We start from the raw sequence: 6,395 nt of genomic DNA on the forward strand, positions 1-6,395 counted from the left end.
GTTCATGAATGCGGATGACCGTGGAATCTGATTCGAGATTCAGGTAGGTGTCCTGGTAAAAACTGTTGGCGGGAAAATACACCTGCCCTCCTTCCAGTTTGAAACTTGCCGGTTTTCCCGAGAAGACAAAATAAGGGGTCTTTTCAGGGCTGTCTGCTTCTAGTATAGGGAGTGCGCTGCCCACTACGGGAATCCGCAATACCGTTTGATTACCTGCCAGGTCGGATATTTCAAGCTCGACCAAATAATCCGATCCGGGGGTAACGTCTATCGCTCCCTCATTGAAAAGGGTATCGTAGAGGCTCAGTTTATTTCCCGGGATTCTAAAGCACTTCTGAATCCGATCCTGGTAGCGGGCGTAATAGGAATAGTCGATCAGGGTATTTATATATCGGGTTTCTCCAAAGGAAAATGCATCAAAGACCAGATCCGTATACGTTTTCCCATTGACCTTTTGAATCACCTGATAGACCCCATTTTTGTTCGCAGCCATATCCTGGCGATCATATGTTTTAATCCCAAAACCGATACGTCCTGATGCCCGAACAGAATCGGCCAGGAAACTGCCATCGGTCTGCCTCCGGAAACGAAGTTCGGTACGCTTTCCATTTTGGTTGACCTGGGCATTATCCCCCAGGGGATAGGCATATAATCCCGAAACGACCGGGTTGGTGGCATCCCGCACTTCCAGCCCATACAACAGTGGATTGGTCGGTTTCTCGTCCAGGGTATTCCGGATTTCAAAATGCAGGTGTGGCCCGGAGGACCCCCCGGTATTACCGGAATAGGCAACAGTATCCCCCTTGGTCACGGGGAGGACGCCAAATTCAGGAAATACCTCGAGTTCGTACTTTTGATTTTTATATTGAAGATCCTTTACGTATTTCTCAATCTTCGGCCCGAATTTCTGCAAATGGGCATAGACGGAGGTGTACCCATTCGGATGGGTAATATAAAGCGCTTTTCCATAACCCCAGTGACTGATTTTAATTCTGGTGACGGTTCCTCCACCAATCGAAAATACGGGTAAACCCTGTCGCTGCTGTGTTTTGATATCAATTCCGGAGTGGAAGTGGTTGGAACGAAGCTCCCCGAAAGTACCCGCGAGAATTAAAGGGATGTCTAAAGGGGAACGAAAATCGGTTTCAGCACCTGCATACTGACCAAAGCCTGTAAAGCTCAACAGTAGCCCTAAAAGTAATGCCCCCTTTTTTATCATAGCCCAATTTATGACACGAAATTACATATTCGAACCGCAATTGAAAAACAGAAGGTGTGAAGTTGTGCACCTCTGGAATTCAAAAGGCTGATTTCAGGGATTCTTTTTAGGCCGAGCCCTGTGAATTGATCAATAGGGGCTCCCTCAAAAAACACAGGTTATGCATAGCCCAAAGCCTTGAGGTTTGAAGATGAAAATATAGGGTAGAGGCGAATGTTTTGGCCTTTTAAAAAAATATTGCGAAGTCTCGCATGGAATGCTATCTTTGTGTAAATGCATTGAAACTTGCCAATGAGTGAATTGGTCGAAGTCGTAGATTCTCTTGAGAATAAAATCAGTAAACTGCTGCATAGGTTAGATGTTGAACAGCAGCAAAAGCTGGTACTGGAAAGAGAAATGAGTGGTTTGAAAACCCAGTACGAAGCCGTCCAAAGATCCGCGGAAGCATGGGAAGAGAAATACAAATCCCTGAAGATGGCAAGTACAATGCTGGGCAGTGAAACGAATAAAACAGAAGCGAAGCTCAAAATAAATGCATTAATCCGGGAATTGGACCAGTGTATTGTCCAGCTTTCAGAATAATTGCGCGTTCAAAATGACTGAAAAGCTCAAGATCAAATTGTCTATTGCGGATCGGATTTATCCGCTGACCATTGATCCCTCTCAGGAGGAAGGGCTTCGGAAGGCCGCTAAAAATATAGATCAGTTGGCCAAAAAATTTGAACAAAATTACGCCGTTCGCGATAAACAGGATGTGTTGGCCATGTGTGCCCTTCAGTTCGCATCCAAAATAGAGCAGGGCGGTATAGAACGAAAGGAAGATACTCTGGAAGTAACAGAGCGCCTCAAGGCACTTGACCAGTTGGTAGCCTCCAAAATGAGCGTTCGCTAAGTTCTTTAACATACCAAATGATATTGCCCACATTGGTCACTATTTTTTGACAAACTCAACACTATTTTTTTTGAAAAGGGTGAGTTTAGGTTGTAAAAGCAAGCCTTCTTGAAAGGATCCTTGAGCAGCCTGTTAGCCCTAAACCTGTTTACTGGAGTTTGTACAAAACTTCATCAATGTGGGCTTTTTTTATGTCTTCTCTGCTGAATCCGGAGGGGATTTGAGTGCGTTTACGACCTTTTTAAGGGTTGGTTCTACTGCCATTAATGCGTACAAAACACTTGATATTATGGATTTAACGACAGGTATTATTGCCCTCGCCTTAGGATTGGTGGTTGGATTTCTGATCGCCAAATTACTGGAAAAAGGGAAGGCGGCCAGGACTGTGGAAAGTGCTAAGAAGGAGGCCGCTACAATCCTCAAAAATGCGGCCAGTGAAGGAGAAAGTTTAAAGAAAGACAAGATCTACCAGGCTAAGGAAAAGTTTCTGGAACTCAAGGCGGAACACGAGAAGGTAATTAACAATAAAGACAAAAAAATTACCGAAACTGAAAAGCGCATTCGCGACAAAGAGTCTCAGGTAAGCGGTGAAATTTCACGCAACAAAAAACTCAACGCCCAACTCGAGACAAAGCTTCAGGATCTCGAAAAACGTAAAACGATATACGAGCGACGTCAGGAAGAGGTGGAAAAACTTCATAAGAACCAGATTGAACAGCTGGAGGTCATTTCGGGCTTATCTGCAGAGGACGCCCGCGGTCAATTGCTTGAATCTCTCAAGGAAACCGCCAAGTCCGACGCCATGGCTTACCTGCAGGATTCCCTGGAAGAAGCCAAATTGAGCGCCCAACAGGAGGCCAAAAAGATTATCGTCAACACCATCCAGCGCATCGGCACCGAAGAAGCGGTGGAGAATTGCGTCTCTGTATTCAACCTGGAGTCAGACGATGTTAAAGGTCGTATTATCGGTCGGGAAGGTCGGAATATCAGGGCCCTGGAAGCTGCCACGGGAGTTGAGATTATCGTGGATGATACCCCTGAGGCCATTATTCTTTCCTGTTTTGATTCTGTTCGGCGGGAAGTAGCGCGTCTGTCCCTCCACAAACTGGTGACAGATGGCCGGATCCACCCTGCCCGGATTGAGGAAATTGTTCGCAAAACGGAAAAACAGATCGAGCAGGAAATACTCGAAGTGGGTAAACGTACGGTAATCGACCTGGGGATTCACGGACTCCATTCCGAACTGATTCGCCTTGTAGGTCGGATGAAGTACCGTTCTTCTTATGGGCAGAACCTTCTGCAGCACTCCAGGGAAGTCGCTAAACTCTGCGGTGTGATGGCTGCCGAGCTCGGCTTGAACCCCAAGATAGCCAAACGGGCGGGGTTGCTCCACGACATTGGAAAAGTCCCTAATTCTGAAACCGAGCTGGAAACGCCACACGCGATTCTGGGAATGCAGTGGGCTGAGAAGTATGGAGAAAAACCGGAGGTGTGCAACGCGATTGGGGCCCACCACGATGAAATCGAAATGAATACTTTGATCGCTCCGGTGGTTCAGGTCTGCGATGCGATTAGTGGGGCCCGGCCCGGAGCCCGGAGGCAGGTACTGGATTCTTACATTCAGCGACTTAAGGATCTCGAGGAAATCGCCTTTGGATTTGGAGGCGTTCAAAAGGCTTATGCCATACAGGCGGGCAGAGAGCTCAGGGTAATGGTGGAAAGTGAAAAAGTCAGCGATGAAAAAGCGGCCCAGCTGTCTTTTGAAATCTCACAGAAAATTCAGACGGATATGACGTATCCGGGACAGGTAAAAGTTACGGTAATCCGGGAGACGCGGGCCGTGCATGTAGCCAAATAATCGGCATTCAACCTCAGATAATCACAAACGCGAATCCGGCCAGAGGAAGCTTGTTAAGGTCCGGGCCGGTCGCGTTCAGCAGTACGCCAAATTCTATATAGGCTTTCCGGTTTGCGAGCCAGAAGATTCTTCCACGGTTTAGGTCATTTATTTCGGTTCGCACCCCGCGGGGTCTCCATCTGGGGCATTACAGCTGTTTTAACTCGTAATTGTAGACCTCCCGTCCCAAACTTGCCAAAAAGGGAATACCCGTCTCATCGTACTCGTATTGGTCATCGTTGAAAATGCCATTGCCATTGACCAGAATTGTAGCTGTCAGCATAAACTCTATTCCCTTTTCAGTGTCCCGTATATACGCGCAGTCCGTGAGGGTGCCATAGGCGAACCCCACCTTGTTATAAATTTCAACCGAATCGGGGATAGTTGCCTCTGAGTCCCCATAGATAAAGAATTTACAATACCCGTCCGGATACATGTCCTGAGGGTAACCCGAGAGACGCGGCAGGGTTTTCATGGTGTTCTTCAGAAATTCCAGCTGTGACTCCGTTATCCGCAATTGAGAATCAGGCGGAAATGCTTCAGGAAAAATAACCCGTTGGAGCAGTCCGTGGATAGTTTGTACGGGCAGGTAGTTCTTCATACTGAAATCAAAGGGCTCTGAGATCAGCGAATCCCCCTCGTAAAACCCATTCCCCTTAGTGATACCTACCAGGTCCAACGGTTTGGGGGGACTGTTAATGATGGGGTTTGTCAGGGTCGTAAGACTGTCATTCAGATACAAAACGAGTGGCTGGGTGGTCAGGTCTTCACGGTGATACCCCAATCGATGGCTGATCCGTATTGGGCCTGCTTTTTTCGTGCTGATCCGGGTGTTTATCTCATCCTGACCCAGAAATTCGATAAGCCGGTTGCTCGCGTGGTTGTCACTCACTGCAAAGATCTTCTCGATATCTTCTGCAAAGGTGTTTTCCACGCTATCCCCTTCGATATAATAGCGGGAATCCCGATCCAGACTGTCCAGGGTGTTTAATTTCTCCAGGGCGGCAACGGCAATCGGAAATTTGACCGTGCTCGCGGGATAGAAATATCGGTCCTTGTCCTGGCCGAAGGTATAATCTGTAAATCGAACCGAATCCCCGGTTCGGGTAACACGGGTGTAGTGAATCTGAATTTCATATTCCCCGGGATTCTGCATGACCCGTGAAATAGCCGGATCTTTTGAATCCAAAATTTCCATAAGCGGATCTCCTTTGGAGTCGGAACCCTGACATCCTTTGAGCAGGAGGATAATTGCAACTGCTATGAGCCCTGCATATCTCTTGTTTATAAGGTTCGGCCATTCGTGTTTCCAGTGGTTCATAAAGATGGGTTGGTTGTGGTTTTATTTATTCGGCGAGGCTTCCCCTGTGGGGTTTAAGGGCATCTCTGAATTGCGGCATTTCAGACGCCTCTACCACCATAAAGGCCAGGCTGTGCATTTCATTGAGATGTTCTACTCCTGTGGGTATATCCGGTCTGAAAAGGGGGGATTCTCTTAAATGAAGTTCAAAATGCCTTGCCGTTGCCCCGGCTTGTGGTCCCCTGAAATCCCAAATCAATTTGATTTTTTTATCCATAACACGCAATTACGCCTCCGAAACTGAAGTGCCGTGTTCCGCAAAGTTTTTGAAATCGGCCATATAGGCACGGGTTTGATTTTTAAACATTCCCGGCATGAGCCAACCCATGAGTTTCATTGGAAAATTGGAAAACTGGAATTCGTTTTCACAAACCCATCGGCATCGCTCCCCCCCGAGGTCGGCAAAATAATTTTTCTGAATGTTGTGGACACCTTTGGCATCATAGGTCACACAATAGTTTTCGGGCAGTGTTTTCGCAATTGTGGTCTCGACCATAACCAGATGGTGTTTGCCCATTTGGTATTCGAGTTCCCGCTGAGATCCTTCTACTCCGGGCTCGCCGGTTAATGCCTTCAGAGACATGAGCCCGCGCTGCCAGTGCTTAAAATTATCGGAATCTTCCAGTAGCTCAACAACGTGTTCCCGTGAACGATCGATATCTACTTCAGTAGTATAGTTCAAAGTACGAAGGTTTTGTTCCAAGATATTAAAATTGGGGGATTCGCGGTACTAAAAATGTGTTAATCAAACACCCGCATGCTTGTGGGGGAAGGTGATATTGTTATTTTTGACCGATGATTTTAAGTAACGCCCATGTCCGCGTTCGAATAGCGGCCGTACTTCTGCTCCCGGCCCTGTTTCTTTTTTCAGGTTGTGCAGAGTTCTTAAGGGAAAAGCCCCGGGAAAACCCGCTGGCCCGGGTTGGCGATTCATACTTGTATCTGGAAGACCTGCAGCCCAAACTCATCGGGGCATACACAGCCACAGACAGTATCGCCTTTGTAAACAACCTGATCAACGAATGGG

General features: G+C 47.3%; 7 protein-coding genes, 1 other RNA gene and 1 pseudogene. 5 read left to right on the top strand and 4 right to left on the bottom strand.

Features of this window, described 5'->3' with window-relative positions; translation table 11 throughout:
- On the bottom strand, window positions 1-1,219 hold a 1,219-nt coding region (locus tag WBV75_RS03855; RefSeq protein ID WP_424119335.1), incomplete at its 3' end, for a M23 family metallopeptidase.
- A gap of 291 nt (window positions 1,220-1,510) precedes the next feature.
- Here WBV75_RS03855 and WBV75_RS03860 point away from each other — a divergent pair.
- From WBV75_RS03860 to rny, 4 genes are all read left to right on the top strand, one after another.
- On the top strand, window positions 1,511-1,801 hold the full coding sequence (locus WBV75_RS03860) for a hypothetical protein (RefSeq protein WP_424119336.1): 291 nt from the start codon (window positions 1,511-1,513) through the stop codon (window positions 1,799-1,801).
- A 13-nt stretch (window positions 1,802-1,814) separates the two neighbouring features.
- Window positions 1,815-2,111: a cell division protein ZapA gene (locus WBV75_RS03865; protein WP_424119337.1), complete on the top strand. Its 297-nt coding sequence runs from the start codon at window positions 1,815-1,817 to the stop codon at window positions 2,109-2,111.
- A gap of 53 nt (window positions 2,112-2,164) precedes the next feature.
- Window positions 2,165-2,271: non-coding RNA, 6S RNA (gene ssrS / locus WBV75_RS03870), on the top strand.
- 129 nt (window positions 2,272-2,400) lie between these two features.
- The gene (gene rny, locus WBV75_RS03875; RefSeq protein ID WP_424119341.1) at window positions 2,401-3,969 is read left to right on the top strand and encodes a ribonuclease Y; all 1,569 of its coding nucleotides are present in this window, start codon (window positions 2,401-2,403) and stop codon (window positions 3,967-3,969) included.
- A gap of 187 nt (window positions 3,970-4,156) precedes the next feature.
- Here the strand turns inward: rny and WBV75_RS03880 are convergent, their stop codons facing one another.
- The 3 genes from WBV75_RS03880 to WBV75_RS03890 are packed head-to-tail and all read right to left on the bottom strand — an operon-like array spanning window position 4,157 to window position 6,050.
- On the bottom strand, window positions 4,157-5,329 hold the full coding sequence (locus WBV75_RS03880) for a serine hydrolase (RefSeq protein ID WP_424119338.1): 1,173 nt from the start codon (window positions 5,327-5,329) through the stop codon (window positions 4,157-4,159).
- 25 nt (window positions 5,330-5,354) lie between these two features.
- Window positions 5,355-5,585, bottom strand: a complete 231-nt coding sequence (locus tag WBV75_RS03885) for a hypothetical protein (RefSeq protein WP_424119339.1) — start codon at window positions 5,583-5,585, stop codon at window positions 5,355-5,357.
- 9 nt (window positions 5,586-5,594) lie between these two features.
- Window positions 5,595-6,050 (bottom strand): SRPBCC family protein, encoded by a 456-nt coding sequence (locus WBV75_RS03890; protein ID WP_424119340.1) that lies wholly within the window; start codon window positions 6,048-6,050, stop codon window positions 5,595-5,597.
- Window positions 6,051-6,163: 113 nt separating this feature from the next.
- Here WBV75_RS03890 and WBV75_RS03895 point away from each other — a divergent pair.
- Window positions 6,164-6,395, top strand: a pseudogene (locus WBV75_RS03895) (hypothetical protein); the annotation flags it as partial.

Source organism: Robiginitalea sp., assembly GCF_049588695.1.
In the GTDB taxonomy this organism is placed as follows: domain Bacteria; phylum Bacteroidota; class Bacteroidia; order Flavobacteriales; family Flavobacteriaceae; genus Robiginitalea.

Bases quoted from the DNA above. Each gene is read 5' to 3' on its own strand.
- rny (WP_424119341.1), top strand. From the start codon at position 2,401: ATGGATTTAACGACAGGTATTATTGCCCTCGCCTTAGGATTGGTGGTT.
- WBV75_RS03860 (WP_424119336.1), top strand. From the start codon at position 1,511: ATGAGTGAATTGGTCGAAGTCGTAGATTCTCTTGAGAATAAAATCAGT.
- WBV75_RS03885 (WP_424119339.1), bottom strand. From the start codon at position 5,585: ATGGATAAAAAAATCAAATTGATTTGGGATTTCAGGGGACCACAAGCC.
- WBV75_RS03865 (WP_424119337.1), top strand. From the start codon at position 1,815: ATGACTGAAAAGCTCAAGATCAAATTGTCTATTGCGGATCGGATTTAT.
- WBV75_RS03880 (WP_424119338.1), bottom strand. From the start codon at position 5,329: ATGAACCACTGGAAACACGAATGGCCGAACCTTATAAACAAGAGATAT.